We start from the raw sequence: 21,297 nt of genomic DNA on the forward strand, positions 1-21,297 counted from the left end.
TGTCAAAGGATCAGATGACGATTAAATACCATCTCCATGGATAAAGCTTTGCGATTTGCCATTAAAGCCTTGATCCATATCGAGAGAAGGTTTGTCCGTTTTCGGACGACCAACGATTTTTGCAGGCACACCAGCCACAGTTGTGTGGGGTGGCACTGCTTGCAATACCACAGAACAAGAGCCGATTTTCGCCCCTTGACCAACTTCAATATTGCCAAGAATCTTTGCACCTGCGCCGATCATGACGCCTTCGCGAATTTTCGGGTGACGGTCACCGCATTCTTTGCCGGTACCACCAAGGGTGACGTCCTGCAAAATAGACACGTCGTTTTCCACGACAGCCGTTTCACCAATCACGATGCCAGTTGCATGGTCTAGCATGATACCACTACCGATGCGCGCTGCAGGGTGAATATCGACCTGACACGCCACAGAAATCTGATTTTGTAGATATGTCGCAAGAGCGTGACGACCTTGCTTCCACAACCAGTTTGCTACTCGGTAGCCTTGCAGTGCATGGTAGCCCTTTAAGTACAATAATGGCATTGAGTACATAGAAACCGCAGGGTCGCGATTGACCGTGGCACAAATGTCACAAGCTGCGCCGTCCGTGATAGTAGGATCGGCAGCAAATGCCTCTTCAACCACTTCACGCACTGCCATAGCAGGCATCGATGCAGTGTTTAATTTGTTGGCCAGAATATAGCTTAATGCGGCACACAAGCTGTCATGCTTAATAATGGTCGCATGATAAAAGCTCGCCAGCATAGGCTCTTGCTCTGACATCTCACGGGCTTCTGAAACGATTTTGTTCCAGACTTTTTGTTTTTCGCAGTGTTTCATTCTCAATATCCTGAGTGGTTCTTCCGTGACCCGACAACTTCTATTCTTCTCAGATGAGGTGCAAAGGGAGCTAGGGTGCTACTTTCCTTCGGCTTTTTTGTCACGAGCAAGTAAATCTTGCGCTGCCAGGCGTGCATCTTTTCCTTGATACAATACTTGATAAATTTGGTCAACAATTGGCATCTCTACGCCCATGCGCTGAGAGAGCATCCAAACTTCTTTGGTGTTGCGGTAGCCTTCAACGACTTGACCGATTTCTTCTTGCGCAGTGTCGACGTCTTTACCTTGACCTAGTGCTAAACCAAAACGACGGTTACGCGATTGGTTATCGGTACAAGTCAAAACAAGGTCGCCCAAGCCAGCCATGCCCATAAACGTTTCAGGTTGTGCGTCCAGAGCTGCGCCAAGACGACTCATTTCTGCCAAACCACGTGTAATCAATGCGGTACGAGCGTTGGCACCAAAGCCGATACCATCAGACATACCTGCGCCAATCGCGATAACGTTCTTCACCGCACCGCCAAGTTGCATGCCGATAAAGTCGTTGTTTGCGTAGACACGGAAAGTTTTGCTGCAGTGAATCTTCTCTTGCAGGTCAGCAACGAAGTCTGCGTCTGGAGAGGCAACAGAGATAGCAGTAGGCATGCCCATCGCAAGCTCTTTAGCAAACGTAGGGCCAGACAGTACCGCTAGCGAATAGCTGTCACCGATGATGTCGAACGCCACCTCTTTTAGCAGACGACCGGTTTCTGGCTCAAGACCTTTGGTTGCCCAACAGATGCGAGAATCTTCACGTAGGAAAGGCTGACAGCTTTTTAGTACGATGCCGAAAACGTGGCTAGGAACCACAACTAACAAGTCACGGCTTGCTTGAACGGCTTTTTCTAAATCCGATTCAATGATCAAGCTCTCTGGAAAATCAATACCAGGTAGGAATTCGTGGTTGGCACGGTCTGCTTCAAGGCGTGCCATGTGCTCTGGCTCGTGACCCCAAAGGATGACGTTCGCGCCGTTACGAGCAAGGGAGATTGCCAAAGAAGTGCCGTATGAGCCAGCACCGATCACAGTCATTGCGATGTCTTTACCGTAAGCATTGTTTGTATTTGCTTGTGTCATGCTACCGCCTAATTGTCTTTCTACTAGTAGAATCTAGTTCATAATCGCTAGAGTTTACGCTCTCAAGGGGTTAGGAACTAGGAACTTTTATCAGAAATAAAAAATGCACATTGCATCGCAGAGAGGACGCTTTGTGCATTTTCTTCAGGTATGTGACGTGTGCTCATTCTCTATGAAGGACAACACGTCACTTACAAAACGTGAATTACGCTTCAGCTTCGCCTTGTTGAGCTTGCTGTTGTAGGTAGTTCATGAATAGTGCGTCGAAGTTAACTGGCGCTAGGTTCAGTTGAGGGAACGTACCTTTAACCACTAGGCTTGAGATAGTTTCACGAGCGTATGGGAATAGGATGTTCGGGCAGAATGCGCCTAGGCAATGTGCAAGTTGACCTGCTTCCATTTGCTCAGCAGTGAAGATACCACCTTGTTGAACTTCACATAGGAACGCTGTTTCTTCTTCGTTCTTAACAGTAACAGTTAGACGTAGAATTACTTCGTAAACACCTTCACCAAGCTCACGGCTTTGAGTGTCTAGGTCTAGTTTAACGTCTGGGTTCCACTCTTTTTGGAAGATTACTGGAGAGTTAGGCGCTTCGAAAGAAACGTCTTTTAGGAAGATGCGTTGAATTGCAAAGTTTTGTTGTGCGTCTTGTGGTGCTGCTTCAGCCATTTTTAAATCCTTAATAAACATTTGTTGGGTCTAGGATTATCTAAACCCAGAAATATGGTTTGTCCTGAGACTAACTGAGCAAATCTACCTTGACTAGATGAAGCGCTTATTACGTGCAAAGCATCACAACTTAGTGCTTCAACTGCTTTCAATTTGCTCAGTTTATATAAACGAGGCTGGCAAAATTGTTTTACCGCGACCTTATTTCTTACCACGTACTAGTGGAAGGTTCGCTTCGTTCCATGCAATCAAACCGTTTTTCAGTAGGCTTACGTTTTCGAAGCCTGCTTTAGCTAGTAGGTTTGCACTTTCTTGAGCGGTTTGACCCGTTTTGCATACCACAATGATTGGGTCTGATTTACGGTTTTCAAGGCTACCAAAGTTACCTGCTTTAATATCAGACGGCAAAATGTGAAGTGCGTCGGTGATATGACCTTGTTTGAACTCATCTTTAGAGCGGATATCCACCACAACGCCGTTTTCACGGTTCATAAGGTGAGTCAATTGGTTTACGTTAATCTCTTTGTATGCGGCTGTCGCTGATTTCACGAGGTTCATGATAAATGCGACAAGAAGACCTACCCAAACCAAAGATAGAATCATGTTCTGTTGGAAAAAATCAATGTACTCTTGCATGTCTTGAGCTCTTGCAATGTTGGCGGAAAAATAAAGCAGGAGTATAGCGGGGTTAGCCGTCTTAGGCGAGAGGGTTAAAATTTTCTAACGAATAATTGAGATCTACGCGCTTGCCCCAAGGCTTTTCTGATGCGCTATTCATGCAATCTTATTATCACTTCCTCCTATCAATTCAATCGGCGTAATTGACTTCACTTCTGGTCGAAAAAGCGCACAATGGGTCACAACAAAAAGTTTTTCACCAAAGTATTTCGGTGGTCGTACAAAGCGTCTTGAAAGTGACTATGCTTGTGGAACACGTTTGCTGACTGAGTCGGATTGCTTGCTAACTTGTAAGATAGCAACAATAAATCGCAAACATTATTTGATCTTAACCTACAGTTTTGGTTAAAAAGTGTAGTAAAATTACGCTAGTTTTGTTTCAAGGTTAGATAGAGCAGCGAAGCTCTACACCGAAAGTTACTTAAATTTGATGAGGTCATCACTATGTCTGCTAAGAAGCCATTGGCTCTAGTTATCCTTGACGGTTACGGTTACCGTGAAGACACAGCAAGTAACGCAATTGCAAATGCTAAAACACCAGTAATGGATGCACTAATTGCGAACAACCCTAACACTCTAATCTCTGCTTCAGGCATGGACGTTGGTCTACCTGACGGTCAAATGGGTAACTCAGAAGTTGGTCACACCAACATCGGTGCAGGTCGCGTTGTATACCAAGATCTAACTCGTATCACTAAGTCTATCGCTGACGGTGAATTCGCTGAAACAGCAGCACTAGTTGAAGCTATCGACTCTGCAGTAAAAGCTGAGAAAGCAGTACACATCATGGGTCTTATGTCCCCTGGTGGTGTTCACTCTCACGAAGACCACATCTACGCAGCGGTTGAAATGGCAGCAGCTCGTGGCGCTGAGAAAATCTACCTACACTGCTTCCTAGACGGCCGTGATACGCCACCACGTAGTGCTGAAAACTCACTACAACGTTTCCAAGACCTATTTGCGAAACTAGGTAAAGGTCGCGTTGCTTCTCTAGTGGGTCGTTACTACGCAATGGACCGTGACAACAACTGGGATCGCGTTCAAGTTGCTTACGATCTTCTAACTCAAGCGAAAGCTGAGTTCACAGCAGAAACGGCAGTTGCAGGTCTAGAAGCGGCTTACGCTCGTGAAGAAAACGACGAATTCGTTAAAGCAACAGCTATCAAAGCAGAAGGTCAAGAAGACGCAATCATGCAAGATGGCGATGCGGTTATCTTCATGAACTACCGTGCTGACCGTGCACGTCAAATCACTCGTGCATTCGTTCCTGCATTTGACGGCTTCGAGCGCGCTGTATTCCCAGCAATCAACTTCGTGATGCTGACTCAATACGCGGCTGATATCCCTCTAGCTATCGCATTCCCACCTGCGTCTCTAGAAAACACTTACGGTGAGTGGCTATCTAAGCAAGGTCAAACTCAGCTACGTATCTCTGAAACAGAGAAATACGCGCACGTAACCTTCTTCTTCAACGGTGGTGTTGAGAACGAATTCGAAGGTGAAGAGCGTCAACTTGTTGCTTCTCCAAAAGTAGCAACTTACGACATGCAGCCAGAAATGAGCTCTCCAGAGCTAACAGAGAAGATGGTTGCTGCTATCAAGTCTGGTAAGTTCGATACTATCATCTGTAACTACCCGAACGCAGATATGGTTGGTCACACTGGTGTTTACGAAGCGGCTGAGCAAGCTATCGAAGCACTAGACGAAAGCGTTGGTAAAGTGGTTGAAGCAATCAAAGAAGTGGGTGGTCAGCTACTGATCACTGCGGACCACGGTAACGCAGAGATGATGATCGACCCAGAAACGGGCGGCATCCACACTGCTCACACTAACCTACCAGTACCTCTAATCTACGTAGGTGATAAAGCGGTTGAGTTCAAAGAAGGCGGTAAACTGTCTGACCTTGCACCAACAATGCTTTCTCTAGCAGGTCTAGAAATCCCTGCAGAAATGTCTGGTGAAGTGCTAGTTAAGTAATTAACTGACGATTCAGAATGATAAAAGCCCGAGCTCGACTCGGGCTTTTTTATGTCTGTAATTCTGTGTTCGGTAAGGCGGTGAGTTACGAAGCTCAACAATTACTAAGGTCAACTGCCCCTTATTGAATCTGACCTATTGCACTAAGATACCAGTACCTATGACCGCCAGTGCTGCGCCAAACCAAACCAAGCGAATCGATTCGGACGTTTCTTAGTGTAAACCCACAACAATGGCAGCAACATGATTGGTGTTGTTGAAGAAAGCAGAGCCACCATCCCGACATTACCTTCACGCAGAGCGTATAGAATCAACGTCATACCCACCGCCATAGCCAAAAAGCCGTTTAATGCGGTAATGCCAAAAACTTTCCATGTGATGGTCTGAGTCGCGCGAGCGACTTTTGCGCCAATTAACCAAAGTGCGCAATGTGCGACGAAAGCACTGATCATACGAATCGCGGAAGCGGCGACTGGATCGACACTGGTTTGCATGACAGGTTTAGCAATAATGCCGCCCAGAGCCTGACACATAGCGGCAGTTAAACCGAGTCCGACGCCAATCCAAACGTTGCCTTTGATTTCCTCTAGCGTGTTACTGGCTTGTCCGCGTCGGCCGTAGAAAATCGCCATGACGACACCGCTAAAAACTAAGGCTGCACCAATCAGCTCTATGCCCGTCATGCTTTCGCTAAATAGAAAGTAACCCAGTATGGCGGAGAAGACGGCGTGACAAGAAAACAACAAGCCTGCTTGGCGTGGCCCCATGCGGTTCAAACAAGCGAATAACGCGGTATCGCCAATAAAGATACCAATCAAACCGGACGCCATCATCGGCGTAATGTGTTCCGCCGAGACACTCAGCCAACCACCCGTTATCCAAGCCATCGTGGAAAGAATTATCGCGGTGCAACCCATGCGCCAACGGCTATAGGCAAACGCCCCAAGATGCTGAGCGGGAACAACAGAAATTAAGCTAGAAACAGCCCATAGTAAAGCAGCGCACAGCGCCAGCCATTCATAACCCATGATTGCGAGACATCCTTGTAGAGCAGGGGAGAGGCTTTAATATGCATCAATTTATAGAGATGTAAAAGAGCATCTTATCGCTAATAAAAAAGCAGCTCGTGGAGCTGCTTTTGATGAAGAAGGTTACACTTTAAAGCGACTGATGTTCTCACGCATGGTATTGGCGGTATCGTACATCTGGCGTGCACCTTCACTGCTCTTAAGCGATTGTTCGGCAATCATGTCGGCATCGTCTTTAATGCCTTGTGTGTTGCGGCTGATGTCTTCGCTTACCGCGCGTTGCTCTTCTGCAGCGCTTGCGATTTGCATCGCCATGTCGTTGATCTCAGTGATCGAGTTGGTGATGCTGGTTAAGCTGTCGTGTGCTTGCTGAGCATAATCCACGCTAGTATCTGCCAAACTGGTGCTGGTTTGCATGCTATTGACTGCCAGCTTGGTGTTGTTTTGCAATGTTTCGATCATGGTGCGGATTTCTTCCGTTGAACCATGAGTGCGTTGGCTAAGTACGCGTACTTCATCGGCAACTACGGCAAAACCACGACCTTGCTCACCGGCACGAGCCGCTTCAATTGCTGCGTTGAGTGCCAACAAGTTAGTTTGTTCGGCAATGCCTTGGATCGTCGATAGGATTTGGTTGATGCTTTGCGTGTTTGCTTCTAGCTCTGAAATCACGCTGGCAGCATCACTGACTTGTTCAGCCAGTTCGACAATCGCTTCACGGTTTTTCTGGATCACGTTCTGCCCTTCCATACAAGCAGATGCGGAGTTTTGCGAAGCGCTTGCTGTTAGCTCTGCGTGGCTCGCTACTTCTGCTGCTGTCGCTGACATCTCATGAATGGCTGTAGCAATTTGGTTGACGTCATTTTGCTGATGTTCAACACGACCCGCAGCCATCGCAGATAGCTCATTTGCTTGATTAGCTTGTTCCGAAAGTTGCTCACTGTTTTCAACAATACTCTTCAACATGGTCTGCATTTGAGCAAGGAACTGGTTCACGTGAGTGGCAAGTTCACCAATCTCATCCATGCGCTCGATCTTGATGCGTTGAGTAAGGTCGCCTTCGCCCTGTGATAACTCTGAAAGCGCATCAGACAGGGTTTGAAGTGGCTGCAGTAGGCGAGTGATGATGTAAGTACTGATTGCCGCAATAATCAGGTACAGCACGATAGAAGCGATAGCCGTAAACGTCACCTGCTCAGAGACAGACGCAAACGCCATTTGTTTGTCTTGCACGATACCTAAAGACCAATCGGTGTTCGGCACTTTAGCCACGTAAATCAGCTTGTCGCCTTGGCTCGGCCATTGAATGGTGTCTAGCTTCGCATCACCGGCCAGCGTCATCATCGTGCTATGAGTTAAGGCTGGGTTGAGTTCTGTCAGCGGTTTTTGGCTAAGCTTTTCATCTTTGTAAGCCACTAAGTTGTTGTTGCCATCAACTAGGAACGCAAAGCCATCGTTATCAAGCTGAATATTAAGGACTTCTTTGATGATGTCAGTTACTGCTAAGTCAGCGGCAAGTACACCTTTTTTACCTTGATTGAATGCCTTAGCAAAGCTAACCACAATGCTGCCATCGAAATCTTGGTATGGCTCTGTGATGATCAATCCCGATTTCGCCATCGCATCTTGGTACCAAGGGCGAGTGCGTGGGTCATAGTCAGAAGGCCAAGATTCAGATTTATCGCCGTAGGCAATTGAGCCGTCAGAGAAGCCAGCGTAGACCGATAAAAACTTACCAGCACGCTTGGTCAGTAGCATCTCGCGATCGGCGTTATCAGTGCCAGCGATGATGTTTTCATTCGCGAGCATCATATCGCTACGAATCGCAAGCCAGTCACTGATGTAGCGGTTGGTCGATTGAGAGATGTTTTGAATTTCTCGATTAAGGGTAGAAGTGGTTTCTTCGCGTAATTGATTGACGGAAACCCAAGCTTGAACGCCACTAACAATGGCGATAATGACTGCAATCGCAATCTGTATTTTAAGTTTGATGGTATTTCTCATTGCCTTACCTTCATAAAACAGACAAAAAGATCAATGTCACGAGCCGTGACTTCAAAGGGTGTGAGACGATTCAAGCACTGAAAGTTACATGAAAGGTTGTAGCTAAATTATCGACGTTTTACGTAGAAACTTGAGATAAATAGCGTGACTTTTATTCAATATGTTGATTATAAAAGTGATTTTTCTAGATTCGAAAATCGATATGGATTTCGTAAATATCGCTATGGGTTGAAAGTGCTGGAAGGAAAGAGTCTGGGGTGGCGTGACCCACCCCGAAGTTAGTGTGTTAGAACAAGATAATCACAGCGCCATAGACGATGAACAGGCCAACTAAACCGATAATCAACCCGACTTTTGCCATGTCTTTGCTTTCAATTAAGCCTGTTGAATAAGCGAGTGAGTTAGGTGGTGTAGAGACTGGTAAAATCATACCGAGCGATGCCGAGAAGGCGACCACAACCAACAAACCTTGTAAGCCTCCGATAGCAACTAGGCTCGGCATAGAGGCCCCAATCGCTGCAGCAATCGGCATCAACAAGTTCGCGGTGGCAGTGTTGGACATAAAGTTTGCCATTAGCCAACACACGATCGATAGGGCAACGACGACCGCAAATGGAGACAGGGACTCATAATCTATTGCGTGAGCGAGGGCTTCTGCCAAGCCAGTTTTATCTAGCGCAATACCAATGGCGATACCACCGGCAACCAGCCATAACACATCCCAGTTGATAAGCTTGAGCTCTTCTTTACCCATGATGCCTGTTAGCGTGAATACGGCGAGTGGAATAATGGCTACGACATAAGTATTCATGCCGTGCACTTTGGTTGTCATCCATAGCAGAATGGTCATGGCGAAGGTCACGTAAACCACGATCGCACGCCAGCTCTTCTTGAACTTGCCATCCAGACGCAGCTTCATTTCTGGTTCGCTAGAAGGGAAGAGCTTTTGCAATAAGAACCAAGCTAGCGTCAATTGCACTAAGACAAAAGGCAAGCCCATCATCATCCAAGATAAGAAATCAATGCTGTTTTCTCCGGTTAAATATTGCAAGGCAATCGCGTTAGGCGGGGTACCGATTGGCGTTGCGATACCACCCGTATTAGCGGCAATAGGAATACACAAAACCAGCGCTTTGATCCCCAAGTCTCCTTTTGGTGCTGAAGCAACAATGGGGCCAAGGAGTGCCAGCATCATAACGGTCGTTGCAGTGTTCGACATAAACATCGAGAACACGGCGGTGATCAGCATTAAGCCTAACATGATGAACTTAGGTTGAGTGCCAAACGGCTTTAGCAGCACACGAGCAAGGTTGTTATCAAGCTCGTATTTAGAGGCAGCAATAGCGAGTGCGAAACCACCCATGAAAAGGATAATGATGGGAGAGGAGAAGGCGGAGAAAATATCGGTGTAAGCAATCAACTCACCCAAATCATGTCCCGCTGGTGGATTGCGAAATAGGTGTAATCCCTTGTCCGATATCATGATCAATTCAAGTGCGATGATAAGAATCGAAGTAGCGAATACTGGAACCGGTTCTAAAACCCAAAGTAGTGCAGCAAGAAGAAAAATAGCCAGAAGGCGATGTTGAATTAAAGTGAGATCGTCAATTGGAATGGCATCTATCGGCATCATTAAGACACCGAGTGGAATCAAAAAACACACCAGTAACTTGACCAGTGTGTCCGCACTCATCTTTGGCATTGGCAGCCCCTTTTATAATCATCCCTCAACGCAGAATAATTGATTGCGCTTTTAGGTACTTAGAGGCAAGTACGAGTTTGAAAAAGAGAGGCGAAATTTCGAACAGAGTTTTGCTTTTTGTCAAAAAAGCCTCCGAAGATTAATAACGTCGGAGGCTAGGGGAAGAGGAAAATCTACTCGAGGATAGATCCCTTATCTTTACTTCGCTGATAAGCCTCTGCATAGGTAGAGAGATCAATAGGCTTTAGTACATTGATGCGAGGGAAAATCCAGTAGCCTTCCTCAAAGCTCTCTTGATCATCGGTGTAACCTTGGCGCATGTTTGATTGCTCCAGAACAAGGTGGCGTCCATTTTCTAGAGTACTGATTATCGTCCATGTGCGTTCTCGCTCTCTCATGTAGCCATACATGTCACTGGTACCTTTAAGAATGTATTGATGCTCTTCAGGTGATGCCCATTGTTGGAAGCTAGTGTATTCCGTTATGAAGTAAGGGTTATCTTCTTCGTCATAGCTTGTCCAAGTCCAGGATGCTTGGCCACTTTGTGTAAATGTATAACCATAAACGGTATTGATATCCGGCAACCCTGCATTACTCTCGCTGGCCTTCCAACTGTTAACCCAAGCGCCGAGTACATAAGGCATTTCTTGGAGAAAATCATCTTTAAGGGTACTTTCTTCTTGAGAGAAAGGTGCTAACCAATTGATGGTGCTTTGCTCTTTACTGTCGACACTTACCGTGACCAACGCACTAATCAAGCCCTCCTCAGAGCGATGCGGTAAGTATGTTACTTCCCAACCTTCAGAAGCTTTTATCGATAGCTCACCTGACTCAAAGTGCCACGTTCCTAGATTGTCTCCGCCTGAATCTAAAACAGTTGAGTTATCTTCTAACGTCACTTGTTGGTGAACGAGGTAATCTTGTGCCTGTTCATCGTAGACTCCTTTCATGTCAGCAATGATAGGCAGTGCCCATGTACCACTAGGGGCTTCTTTCCAAATCTCACTTTCGTTATTGGTTTTACTCAACACTGCGGTTGAATCCACCTCAGTGGTGGCAGTTAACGATGCTGAGCCCGGAACATCAAGAATGTGTTGGTAAGTGAATGTCGTCGCGACTTTGCTTTCAGTGCCTTTAGTTAACTTGGTTAGAGTGATGCCTCTTAGTGTTTGCTTCACCTCCAGCCATGTATCGAGACTTGGTAACACCTCTTTCGCCTCATCTCCGAACAGTTGAACGATGTCTTCTCCAGACATAACACTAACGTTTTCAGAGCTGTTCAAAGTAGATATGTAGAGCTTTCCTGTTGGAGTGAGGTTCCAGTGCGAATCCTTGTCTGATGAGAGTTGATAAGGTGTCTGAGAATCACTTAGCCAGGCTTGGTTTTCGTCATCAATGCGAATGACTTCACCATACCCCGCAACCCATCCATTGGCGACTGAACTGTGCAGAAGGTAAGTACCTTCAAGGCCAACAGCATCAAAGCTTGGAGTCACGAGAGGGTCATCGATGGTTTGTTGTTTTGCTTCTTCAATAGCTTTAGAGAACTCAGGAATAAGCTCGCCTGATTCATCCAAAAGTTGATTGTTAGCGAAGTACTCTTCAAGCGCCTTTTCGACCCCTTCTTCTGATGAACTCAGAATATCCAGAATACTGCTTTCTTCCTCAGGCGTATAATCTGGGTTGTCAGCCAGAGCTTTGATGATGGCACTTATTTCCAATAGTTCCTCAACATCAACTTGCGATTCTGCAGCCACTAAAGCTTCGTCAGTGGAAAGTTCTTGTCCTGATTGCTGACTTAAAAAGTGCATCGCAGTGCTAATTTGAGTAATGGCGGTTCTGGATGATTCCTCTTGCTGCAGCGTGTTATCGTCACCTGCTTGCTCTAATAACATGTTAAAAGAGCCCAGTTGACCGATGAGTTCGATGTGTGATTGTTGACCTTCACCTTTTGCTGTCACTTCAACCATTTCAGTCCCCGCCAGCGAGCCTTCGTCATATTCGAAATCTAATGAGTAGTTTCCTGTCTCATTTGCCGTCGTTGTAACGGTTCTATCGCCAATTTTTGCTGTTATAAGCGCATTAGCGATAGGAGCATCGGTTGCAATGCCTTGAATGGAGAAGTTAAGTTTCGCGGGTGCGGAGGCCGAAGACGTCGAGTCGTCATCGCTACAGCCGCTAGCCAAAAGAGCAGTGAGCACTGCTAAGCCAACTTTGGTTAATCGCATTTTATATTCCTTGTTAGTGTGTCTTCCTTGTCATGAAGCTTTTGCTCCATTGATGCTTGATTTCCCAAGCAAAAGAGCAACCACTCTAAAAAGCAATTTGGTTTGTATCAACCGTATGAATACTTAGTTTGTTGATTATTTGATCTTCGATCTTAACTTTTTTGTAACGTTGTTATTGTGTACATTTGGATAGGGATAGGGTTTAAGATACAAAAAAGCCCCCGCGAGCGGAGGCTTTAAAATCAGTTTGAGCGGAAAAGCTTACTGCTGGTGCGCGTAAGGAGTACCCATTACGGTTGGCTTACCATTTTCCATGCTTTCATCGAATGCAATTGCATCTTTTGCGAACAGGTTGATAACGGTTGAGCCAAGCTTGAAGCGACCCATTTCTTCGCCTTTCTTCAAGATAACCGCTTTATCGCCCTCTGCTGGGTAATCCCATTTGTAAACCGAGTTTCCACGTGGTGGCGTGATAGTGCCAGCCCATACTTGCTCGATGCTACCTACAATGGTTGCACCAACCAGTACTTGTGCCATTGGACCAAACTCAGTATCAAAGATACATACCACGCGTTCGTTACGTGCGAACAGGTTTGGTACGTTCTCTGCGGTTAGTGGGTTTACCGAGAATAGGTCACCAGGTACGTAAATCATCTGACGTAGTGTACCGTCACATGGCATGTGCACACGGTGGTAATCACGAGGTGATAGGTACAAGGTTGCGAAAGAACCGTCTTGGAACTCTTCCGCTAGTTTTGCGTCACCGCCAAGTAATTCTTGTGCCGAGAAGTTATGACCTTTAGCTTGGATAAGCTGGCCGTCTTCAATTGGACCGAATTGGCTTACACACGCGTCCGCAGGGTGAGTAATCACGGCATCGCCTTCAGCAATTGGGCGTGCGCCTTCCTTTAGCTCACGTACAAAGAACTCATTGAAGGTTTTGAAGTGTTTAGGATCGGAGTGCTTCGCCTCATCCATGTTCACGTTGTATTGTTTGATAAACCAGCGAATGATTGCTGTTGTTAGACCGCCAGCCTCAGCTGAAGCCAGTTTACCCACTAGGCGTGTTAACCCATGTTGTGGGATCCAGTACTGCAGTCCAACTTTAATCTTGTCCATCTTTAATTCCGATACTTCTGTTTGATTCTCGCTTTAGGGCGCGTGATGTTACTGAAATTTAATCTGCTTGTCAGTATTAGGTGATGATTTCTTACACAGTTGCAGTCTTAACTCAGCTACAGATCCGCTTTCTTGCTGCGTGAGTACTGACGGTTTGCTTTGTTTTCACTCATGCTTTCTAGGATGCGATGGTAGTTTTCAAAACGAACTTCACTCACTTCGCCTTTTTCCACGGCTTCTCGCAAGATACAGCCAGGATCGTCGTTGTGCTTACAGTCGCGGAACTTACACCCACCAAGATAAGGACGGAATTCAACGAACGCTTTGGTCACTTCTTCTGCTTCTAAGTGCCACAGGCCAAACTCACGTACCCCTGGAGAATCGATCAGGTCGCCGCCAGTAGGGATGTGGTACAAGCGAGCAGCTGTAGTGGTGTGTTGACCCAAGCCTGAGTTCTCAGAGATCTCACCTTCTTCAACTTCTTGCTCAAGTTCTGGCATTAACGCGTTCACTAGACTTGATTTACCTACACCAGATTGCCCAACGAAGATGTTGATACGGTCGCGTAGTTGTTCTTCAAGTTCTGCAATGCCCTCGCCTGATTGCTTACTTACAAACAATACTTTGTAGCCAATACGTTTGTATTCTTCTAGCCACTCTTCGTACATCGCTCGATCTTCATCAGCAAGTAGGTCTATTTTGTTGAGTACTAGTAGCGGTGCGATGTTCAGGGTTTCTGACGCCACCAAGTAGCGGTCAATGATATTGAGCGAAAGCTCAGGCAAAACCGAAGACACGATCACCATTTGGTCGATGTTAGCGGCGACAGGTTTCAAGCCATCGTAGTAGTCAGGGCGAGTTAGCATTGATGTGCGAGGTTCTACAGCTTCAACCACGCCAGATATACCTGCCATTGACTCAAGCCCTTCACGCCAAAGCACGCGATCACCAGACACCAGTGATTCGATACCACGACGAAGGTTACAACGCTGCACCTCACCGGTTTCTAGATCTTCGATGTCAGCGTGCTGACCGAAACGAGTGATAACGAGACCCTGTTTACTTGCGCCTAGCATGTTCTCATCCCACTGGATAGACTCTTCTTGCTTCTTTAGGCGTTTTTGTTGGTTGCTGCGTACGCGGCGCACCTGACCTTTGGTTAACTTTTTCTTTTTTGCCACAATCTTGTACTTAATGTGAGTTAACTCAACTGATTGAGCACGCTTTCGGCTCAAACTCATGAGTATCGTGTTTCAAGTATTTTCAGGTATAGTACCTCTTTTATCGATAAACAAATAGGCGGCGTAACCATGTCCTTTAGCGATCAAAACCTGATTTGGGTGGATTTAGAGATGACAGGTCTCGATCCTGAAACGCACAAAATCATCGAAATTGCTTCTATCGTCACGGATAGTGAGCTAAATATTTTAGCTGAAGGTCCAGTTTTAGCCGTTCATCAGCCAGAAGAAGAGTTGGCGAAGATGGATGACTGGTGTACCAATACGCACACTGCAAGTGGTTTGGTTGATCGCGTTCGCAACAGTGACGTCTCCGAACAAGATGCCGTTGCGCAGACCATCGAGTTCCTTGAGAAATGGGTACCAAAAGGCGTTTCTCCAATTTGTGGTAACAGTATTGGTCAGGACCGTCGATTCTTGTACAAGCATATGCCTGAGTTGGAAGAATACTTCCACTACCGTTATTTGGACGTGAGTACGTTAAAAGAACTGACTCGCCGTTGGAAACCAGAAGTGTTAGACGGTTTTTCGAAGCAGGGCACGCATCTGGCATTGGATGATATCCGTGAGTCGATTGCTGAGCTAAAGTACTACCGCGAAACGATCTTTAAGATCTAACTGTTAAGGCTGCGATCCAAATTGTTGTAATTAATGAGCGTTTTGCTTGCTTTTTCATCTGTTGGTAAAAAAATAAAGTTTTTTTGAACGAAGGACTTGCATCACAAAAAAATGCTCTTATAATTCGCAGCCCTGAACGACGGAAACGTTGTTGATGCGACACTAGCTCAGTTGGTAGAGCGCAACCTTGCCAAGGTTGAGGTCACGAGTTCGAACCTCGTGTGTCGCTCCAAATTAAAAGGCCTTTCATCATGCCTTAAATGGTGAGCTATGGACGCGGGATGGAGCAGCTTGGTAGCTCGTCGGGCTCATAACCCGAAGGTCGTCGGTTCAAATCCGGCTCCCGCAACCAATTCTCTTTTGAGAATATGCGACACTAGCTCAGTTGGTAGAGCGCAACCTTGCCAAGGTTGAGGTCACGAGTTCGAACCTCGTGTGTCGCTCCAAATTAAAAGGCTTTCATCATGCCTCAAATGGTGAATTACGGACGCGGGGTGGAGCAGCTTGGTAGCTCGTCGGGCTCATAACCCGAAGGTCGTCGGTTCAAATCCGGCCCCCGCAACCAATTCTCTTTTGAGAATATGCGACACTAGCTCAGTTGGTAGAGCGCAACCTTGCCAAGGTTGAGGTCACGAGTTCGAACCTCGTGTGTCGCTCCAGTTTGATAGCTCTCATTGTGCTTAACAATGAAATACGGACGCGGGATGGAGCAGCTTGGTAGCTCGTCGGGCTCATAACCCGAAGGTCGTCGGTTCAAATCCGGCTCCCGCAACCAATTCTCTTTGAGAATATGCGACACTAGCTCAGTTGGTAGAGCGCAACCTTGCCAAGGTTGAGGTCACGAGTTCGAACCTCGTGTGTCGCTCCAGTTTGAAAGCTCTCATTGTGCTTAACAATGAAATACGGACGCGGGATGGAGCAGCCTGGTAGCTCGTCGGGCTCATAACCCGAAGGTCGTCGGTTCAAATCCGGCTCCCGCAACCAAATTCCAAGACAGTTTGATCGTTATTTATCATAACCCTCAGGCCGTCGACGGATGCGCCGCCCGGATCAAATCCCGGCTCCGCAACCAATTCTCTTTGAGAATATGCGACACTAGCTCAGTTGGTAGAGCGCAACCTTGCCAAGGTTGAGGTCACGAGTTCGAACCTCGTGTGTCGCTCCAGTTTGATAGCCCTCATTGTGCTTAACAATGAAATACGGACGCGGGATGGAGCAGCTTGGTAGCTCGTCGGGCTCATAACCCGAAGGTCGTCGGTTCAAATCCGGCTCCCGCAACCAATTCTCTTTGAGAATATGCGACACTAGCTCAGTTGGTAGAGCGCAACCTTGCCAAGGTTGAGGTCACGAGTTCGAACCTCGTGTGTCGCTCCAATTTAATAGTCCTCATTGTGCTTAACAGTGACATGCGACACTAGCTCAGTTGGTAGAGCGCAACCTTGCCAAGGTTGAGGTCACGAGTTCGAACCTCGTGTGTCGCTCCAATTTAATAGTCCTCATTGTGCTTAACAGTGACATGCGACACTAGCTCAGTTGGTAGAGCGCAACCTTGCCAAGGTTGAGGTCACGAGTTCGAACCTCGTGTGTCGCTCCAATTTAATAGTCCTCATTGTGCTTAACAGTGACATGCGACACTAGCTCAGTTGGTAGAGCGCAACCTTGCCAAGGTTGAGGTCACGAGTTCGAACCTCGTGTGTCGCTCCAATTTGATAGCTTTCATTGTGCTTAACAGTGAATTGCGACACTCGCTCGTTTACAGAGCAAACTTACCAAGGTTGAGGTTACGCCTTTCTGTTATGGATAGGGAACTTCGTGTGTCGTTCCAATTCTTATTACTGCTTAAAGCAGTGATACATGGACGCGGGATGGAGCAGCTTGGTAGCTCGTCGGGCTCATAACCCGAAGGTCGTCGGTTCAAATCCGGCTCCCGCAACCAATTCACATCGCTCTTTTCATAATGCTGCGAAGCATGAACCCCTGAAAATCATATTTTAATCCGCATCAGTCGATGCCGGACGATTTCGTTTGTGTTTTAAACATGAGACGACTTGTCTGAGCAACGAATTATCTGGTGTTCGGAGTGCTTTCTGCTCTTTAACTAACAGAGTTATCCACATATATCATTCTGTGGATAAGTTGGTTGATAAAGTGTTTTCAGCTTGGGTTTAAAGGGCTGCAAAGAAAGATCTTTTCTTTATTCGACAACAATAAAAATTTCTCTTTATCACGTAAGTGTATGTTATTTATAGGGAAAGTTGCTTTTATTGCGGATCGGGTGCGTTAAATCAGGATCATTAATTTGTATTTTTTTGATCCTAATCATTTCTTCAGGTTGTGTTTAACTTTTTTCTCTTCCCTGAAATCTTTCGAGTCTTGACTTTTTTTCCACATTCCAGAATTGAGAACAAGGTCATGAATTGAACATGTAAAAAGTGTTTTCAATCTCTTGCATATGAGCTACGCGTTAGGCGTCTCTTGGAAGGCCTTTTTCGACGATTCTGATTAAGCGTTTCTTCTTCGTCTCGATAGAGTCGGATTCATTGGTAGGAAATTGGCTGAATTGCTGTTCTAGAGCCCAATTGATATGTTCATCTAGTAATTCACTTTCACCACGACGACTCTCTAGGGCGTCAATGGCCTCTTGGCTGTATTCTGCATTACCAAGTGCGACAGAAATATTACGCAACCATTGTAAGTGGCCAATTCGGCGGATCGCAGACCCTTCCATTTGTTTAAGGAACGTTGCTTCATCCCAATTGAACATAGTAATGAGATCTGGGTCTTCAAAACTATCACGGCGGTGAAAGTCTTCTTGAACGGTAACTTCCGCGTATCGGTTCCATGGACAAACTAACTGACAATCGTCGCATCCGTAGATACGGTTACCCATTGGTTTACGGAACTCTTCAGGGATAACACCATCAAATTCGATAGTGAGATAAGAGATACAGCGTCGTGCATCTACGATTTTATCGTCAACGATAGCTTGCGTCGGACAGGATGTGATACATGCTTTACACTTGTCACATTGATCGACGCTTGGTTCATCCACGGGTAATGGCAAGTCGATAAGTAATTCGCCAAGGAAGAACCATGAACCACAGTCTTTATCTAAAATGAGTGAGTGCTTACCTGTCCAGCCTAACCCGGCTTTTTGAGCGAGTGGGCGTTCAAGGATTGGGGCTGAGTCGACAAAGGGGCGATAGCCATATTGTCCGACTTCTTGCTCAATAAGTTTGCCAAGTTTATTAAGCTGCTTTCTCACCAACTTGTGATAATCACGACCAAGCGCATAGCGACTGATGTAAGCATGGTTTTTGTTTGCCAAATTGGAAGCGAACTTAGCTTTAGGAGGCAGATAGTCCATGCGCACGCTGATAACACGTACGGTTTCCGGTAGAAGTTCACTGGGTCTGGCTCTCATCATGCCGTGACGAGCCATCCAATCCATCGAACCGTGATAGCCAGCATCAAGCCATTTTTGCAGAGCCGCTTCATGTTCACTAAGATCAACATCGCAGATACCGACTTTCTGAAAGCCGAGCTCTTTACCCCAAATTTTGATTTGTTGAGCGAGTTGTTCGAAGTTCATGTTTTATCACCGAGATAAAGGGGGGCGGATCTTACCGGATCTTATGAATTGGTGCTACCAGAAAGTCTAGATAAGTATTTTGAAACAAAGTCAGCAAAAGTTGACGTGGGCATGAGCAATTTTCCTTATGCATTCAATAGAATCAGGTAATTAGGATTTGTCTTTTTTGGTCATTTTTTCGCATATATGACATTTGAGAGCTTGTCTCTCAAAACCAACACAGTTTACTATTCCTGTTCTTTTGATTTTTATATAGTCAACGATCATTAGTTAGAGAAACATCAATGAGCACGAAACAATTTAATCTTAAAGATGAGCATGAAACGGTAGCACTAGGCACCGCACTGGCTCAGCTTTGTTCTCAACAAACCACCATTTATCTGCACGGTGATCTGGGTGCGGGTAAAACAACCTTCAGTCGTGGTTTTGTCCGTGCTCTTGGCCATCAAGGAAATGTAAAAAGCCCGACCTATACTTTGGTTGAACCTTATCAGCTAGATAAGTGGCAAGTTTACCATTTTGATCTTTACCGATTGGCGGATCCGGAAGAGTTGGAATTCATGGGGATTCGAGACTACTTCACGGATGATGCGATTTGTTTGGTGGAATGGCCAGAGAAAGGGCAAGGAATGCTGCCACAACCAGATCTTGATGTGGACATTCGTTACCAAGGCGAGCAGCGTGTAGCCGAACTAACGGCGAACAATGAATATGGTGTGCAGTTACTCAGTCGATTGGAGCTATGTTGAGTCTTCCTAAATTTAGAGTAGTGGCGGCGTTTGTCGCCACTTTTCTCCTTATCATCCCCAATTTAGCATTTGCTAACGTCGTAAAAAGTTTCCGAGTTTGGCCTTCACCAGATGAGACTCGTGTCGTCATCGATTTGAGCTCGGAAGCAGATTATTCCTATTTTTCTCTGTCTGGACCAGACCGCTTAGTCGTGGATATTAAAAACACCACGATGCAAGCCAAATTGCCTGTCACAGTAACTGACAGCCCGGTTCTAAAGCGGGTTCGCAAGAGTTCTCCTCCGAGCAAAGGTACATACCGTTTGGTATTTGAGCTCAAAAAGAACGTTAAAGCTGAACTCTTTACGCTAAAGCCAACGCCGGCTGGGCAATATGGCCACCGTTTGGTTATTGACTTGCCACATGGCGCGAAGACATCGACAGCAGCAACCAGTACACCGAAACCAAGTACTCCAGCAACACCAAGTAAAGACATGAGCTCGGTGAAGCGCGCACAAGAGATTCTTATCGTCATCGACCCTGGTCATGGTGGTGAAGACCCTGGTTCAATCGGTCCATCGCGTCGTAAATATGAAAAGGATGCGGTGCTGAGCATTTCTCGTAAGATCTCGGCTCAGTTAGATGCGGTTCCCGGTATCAAAACTCGTATGACTCGTAACGGTGACTACTTTGTTAACCTCAACCGTCGTGTGGCGATTGCGCGTGAAAACAATGCTCACCTGCTGATTTCGATTCACGCTGATGCGTTCACCTCTCCAAAACCTCGTGGTGGTTCGGTATTCGTATTGAACACGCGTCGTGCAAACACAGAAATTTCACGTTGGGTTGAAAACCACGAGAGACAATCTGAGTTGCTTGGTGGGTCGGGTACGGCGTTTGTTAGCAACACTAATGATCGTAACGTGAACCAAACATTGTTAGATCTTCAGTTCAGCCATTCGCAGAAAGAAGGCTACAAGCTAGCAACCAACATTCTTGGCGAGATGGGTAAAGTTGCTCGTTTGCATAACTCGAAGCCGATCAATACCAGCTTGGCGGTTCTGCGTTCTCCGCAAATCCCTTCAGTTCTGGTTGAAACCGGTTTTATCTCGAACCCAACGGAAGAGAAGTTATTGTTCCAACGTGCGCACCAAGACAAGTTAGCACGAGCTATCACTAAAGCGGTTGTACAATATCTGAAAGATAACCCGCCAGAAGGCACGGTGTTCTCGTCTTCTGCCAAGCCATCGATTCATACTGTGAAACGTGGTGAATCGCTGTCTGTGATTGCTCAGAAATACGGTACGTCGACCAAAGCAATCATGAGCGCGAACAAGCTTAAATCGAGTGGTTTGGCGGTTGGTCAAAAACTGAAAATTCCTGGTTCTGGTGCGGCGTCGGCTTCTATTCCGAACAAGCCAAATACCGTTGAAACTGAGACGATCACGCACACGGTTAAATCCGGAGAGTTCCTTGGCAAGATTGCCAGTCACTACAAAGTGAAAATTGCGGATATTCGCCGTGAGAACAATCTGAAATCAGATACGCTTTGGGTTGGCCAGAAGTTGAAGATCACTGTCGCAGTGAAAGACAAACCAATCCGTAAGCACAAGGTTGCTCGCGGTGAATACCTAGGTAAGATTGCATCGAAGTATGGCGTTAGCGTGTCAAGTATTCGTAAGGCGAACAACTTACGTTCTGATGAACTAGCGGTTGGGCAGGTGCTGATCATTCCAAACAAATAAGTGAGCTGATA

General features: G+C 46.3%; 14 protein-coding genes, 15 tRNA genes and 1 pseudogene. 19 read left to right on the plus strand and 11 right to left on the minus strand.

All coding sequences use genetic code 11. The features are described 5' to 3' along the window. Nucleotides 1–21: 21 nt before the first annotated feature. The 4 genes from cysE to ATB78_RS22755 all read right to left on the minus strand — a co-directional run bounded on the left by cysE (nt 22) and on the right by ATB78_RS22755 (nt 3,265). The gene (cysE, locus tag ATB78_RS22740) at nt 22–843 is read right to left on the minus strand and encodes a serine O-acetyltransferase (protein WP_005440502.1); all 822 of its coding nucleotides are present in this window, start codon (nt 841–843) and stop codon (nt 22–24) included. Between the two features lie 78 nt (nt 844–921). Continuing rightward, a complete protein-coding gene (gene gpsA / locus ATB78_RS22745; RefSeq protein WP_061010668.1) occupies nt 922–1,959 on the minus strand; it encodes an NAD(P)H-dependent glycerol-3-phosphate dehydrogenase in 1,038 nt (345 codons plus the stop codon). A 205-nt stretch (nt 1,960–2,164) separates the two neighbouring features. After that, entirely contained in the window at nt 2,165–2,629 is a 465-nt protein-coding gene (secB, locus tag ATB78_RS22750; RefSeq protein ID WP_005440506.1) for a protein-export chaperone SecB, read from the minus strand. Nucleotides 2,630–2,830: 201 nt separating this feature from the next. After that, entirely contained in the window at nt 2,831–3,265 is a 435-nt protein-coding gene (locus tag ATB78_RS22755; protein ID WP_005425033.1) for a rhodanese-like domain-containing protein, read from the minus strand. Between the two features lie 486 nt (nt 3,266–3,751). On the opposite strand from ATB78_RS22755, the gene gpmM reads away from it, so the two are divergent. Further along, nucleotides 3,752–5,284: a 2,3-bisphosphoglycerate-independent phosphoglycerate mutase gene (gene gpmM, locus ATB78_RS22760; RefSeq protein ID WP_045417434.1), complete on the plus strand. Its 1,533-nt coding sequence runs from the start codon at nt 3,752–3,754 to the stop codon at nt 5,282–5,284. Nucleotides 5,285–5,419: 135 nt separating this feature from the next. Here the strand turns inward: gpmM and ATB78_RS22765 are convergent. The 6 genes and pseudogenes from ATB78_RS22765 to rsgA form a co-directional block, all read right to left on the minus strand. After that, nucleotides 5,420–6,312: pseudogene (locus ATB78_RS22765) on the minus strand (DMT family transporter). A 123-nt stretch (nt 6,313–6,435) separates the two neighbouring features. Then, a complete protein-coding gene (locus ATB78_RS22770) occupies nt 6,436–8,316 on the minus strand; it encodes a methyl-accepting chemotaxis protein (RefSeq protein ID WP_041060860.1) in 1,881 nt (626 codons plus the stop codon). A gap of 286 nt (nt 8,317–8,602) precedes the next feature. Next, nucleotides 8,603–10,018: an SLC13 family permease gene (locus ATB78_RS22775; protein ID WP_005425060.1), complete on the minus strand. Its 1,416-nt coding sequence runs from the start codon at nt 10,016–10,018 to the stop codon at nt 8,603–8,605. Between the two features lie 173 nt (nt 10,019–10,191). Beyond that, the gene (locus ATB78_RS22780) at nt 10,192–12,246 is read right to left on the minus strand and encodes a carboxypeptidase-like regulatory domain-containing protein (protein WP_061010670.1); all 2,055 of its coding nucleotides are present in this window, start codon (nt 12,244–12,246) and stop codon (nt 10,192–10,194) included. Nucleotides 12,247–12,507: 261 nt separating this feature from the next. Then, nucleotides 12,508–13,365, minus strand: a complete 858-nt coding sequence (asd, locus tag ATB78_RS22785; RefSeq protein WP_005443754.1) for an archaetidylserine decarboxylase — start codon at nt 13,363–13,365, stop codon at nt 12,508–12,510. A gap of 116 nt (nt 13,366–13,481) precedes the next feature. Beyond that, nucleotides 13,482–14,546 carry a small ribosomal subunit biogenesis GTPase RsgA gene (gene rsgA, locus ATB78_RS22790; RefSeq protein WP_009707840.1) on the minus strand — a complete coding sequence of 355 codons (1,065 nt, stop codon included), beginning with the start codon at nt 14,544–14,546 and terminating at the stop codon, nt 13,482–13,484. Between the two features lie 129 nt (nt 14,547–14,675). Here rsgA and orn point away from each other — a divergent pair, with 129 nt between their 5' ends. The 16 genes from orn to ATB78_RS22870 all read left to right on the plus strand — a co-directional run bounded on the left by orn (nt 14,676) and on the right by ATB78_RS22870 (nt 17,157). Next, entirely contained in the window at nt 14,676–15,221 is a 546-nt protein-coding gene (gene orn, locus ATB78_RS22795; protein WP_005448335.1) for an oligoribonuclease, read from the plus strand. A 156-nt stretch (nt 15,222–15,377) separates the two neighbouring features. Next, nucleotides 15,378–15,453, plus strand: a tRNA-Gly gene (locus ATB78_RS22800). A 43-nt stretch (nt 15,454–15,496) separates the two neighbouring features. Then, nucleotides 15,497–15,573: transfer RNA gene (locus ATB78_RS22805), tRNA-Met, on the plus strand. Between the two features lie 18 nt (nt 15,574–15,591). Next, nucleotides 15,592–15,667 (plus strand) — tRNA-Gly (locus tag ATB78_RS22810). Nucleotides 15,668–15,709: 42 nt separating this feature from the next. Beyond that, a tRNA-Met gene (locus tag ATB78_RS22815) sits at nt 15,710–15,786 on the plus strand. Between the two features lie 18 nt (nt 15,787–15,804). Next, a tRNA-Gly gene (locus ATB78_RS22820) sits at nt 15,805–15,880 on the plus strand. A gap of 39 nt (nt 15,881–15,919) precedes the next feature. Continuing rightward, nucleotides 15,920–15,996 (plus strand) — tRNA-Met (locus tag ATB78_RS22825). A 17-nt stretch (nt 15,997–16,013) separates the two neighbouring features. Then, nucleotides 16,014–16,089: transfer RNA gene (locus ATB78_RS22830), tRNA-Gly, on the plus strand. Between the two features lie 39 nt (nt 16,090–16,128). Next, a tRNA-Met gene (locus tag ATB78_RS22835) sits at nt 16,129–16,205 on the plus strand. 105 nt (nt 16,206–16,310) lie between these two features. Beyond that, a tRNA-Gly gene (locus ATB78_RS22840) sits at nt 16,311–16,386 on the plus strand. 39 nt (nt 16,387–16,425) lie between these two features. Beyond that, a tRNA-Met gene (locus ATB78_RS22845) sits at nt 16,426–16,502 on the plus strand. Nucleotides 16,503–16,519: 17 nt separating this feature from the next. After that, nucleotides 16,520–16,595: transfer RNA gene (locus tag ATB78_RS22850), tRNA-Gly, on the plus strand. Between the two features lie 34 nt (nt 16,596–16,629). Continuing rightward, nucleotides 16,630–16,705, plus strand: a tRNA-Gly gene (locus ATB78_RS22855). 34 nt (nt 16,706–16,739) lie between these two features. Further along, nucleotides 16,740–16,815, plus strand: a tRNA-Gly gene (locus ATB78_RS22860). 34 nt (nt 16,816–16,849) lie between these two features. Next, nucleotides 16,850–16,925: transfer RNA gene (locus ATB78_RS22865), tRNA-Gly, on the plus strand. Nucleotides 16,926–17,080: 155 nt separating this feature from the next. After that, nucleotides 17,081–17,157: transfer RNA gene (locus ATB78_RS22870), tRNA-Met, on the plus strand. A 528-nt stretch (nt 17,158–17,685) separates the two neighbouring features. Here the strand turns inward: ATB78_RS22870 and queG are convergent. After that, nucleotides 17,686–18,813: a tRNA epoxyqueuosine(34) reductase QueG gene (gene queG, locus ATB78_RS22875; protein WP_061010672.1), complete on the minus strand. Its 1,128-nt coding sequence runs from the start codon at nt 18,811–18,813 to the stop codon at nt 17,686–17,688. A gap of 284 nt (nt 18,814–19,097) precedes the next feature. Between queG and tsaE the strand changes: the two genes are divergently transcribed. Together tsaE and ATB78_RS22885 are read left to right on the plus strand one after the other, a co-directional pair. After that, nucleotides 19,098–19,562 (plus strand): tRNA (adenosine(37)-N6)-threonylcarbamoyltransferase complex ATPase subunit type 1 TsaE, encoded by a 465-nt coding sequence (gene tsaE, locus ATB78_RS22880; RefSeq protein WP_005438321.1) that lies wholly within the window; start codon nt 19,098–19,100, stop codon nt 19,560–19,562. Continuing rightward, nucleotides 19,556–21,286, plus strand: a complete 1,731-nt coding sequence (locus tag ATB78_RS22885) for a LysM peptidoglycan-binding domain-containing protein (protein WP_061010675.1) — start codon at nt 19,556–19,558, stop codon at nt 21,284–21,286. The genes tsaE and ATB78_RS22885 overlap by 7 nt, the downstream gene beginning before the upstream one ends. Nucleotides 21,287–21,297 lie beyond the last annotated feature (11 nt).

This window comes from Vibrio sp. CUB2 (genome assembly GCF_001557945.1).
In the GTDB taxonomy this organism is placed as follows: Bacteria; Pseudomonadota; Gammaproteobacteria; order Enterobacterales; family Vibrionaceae; genus Vibrio; species Vibrio owensii.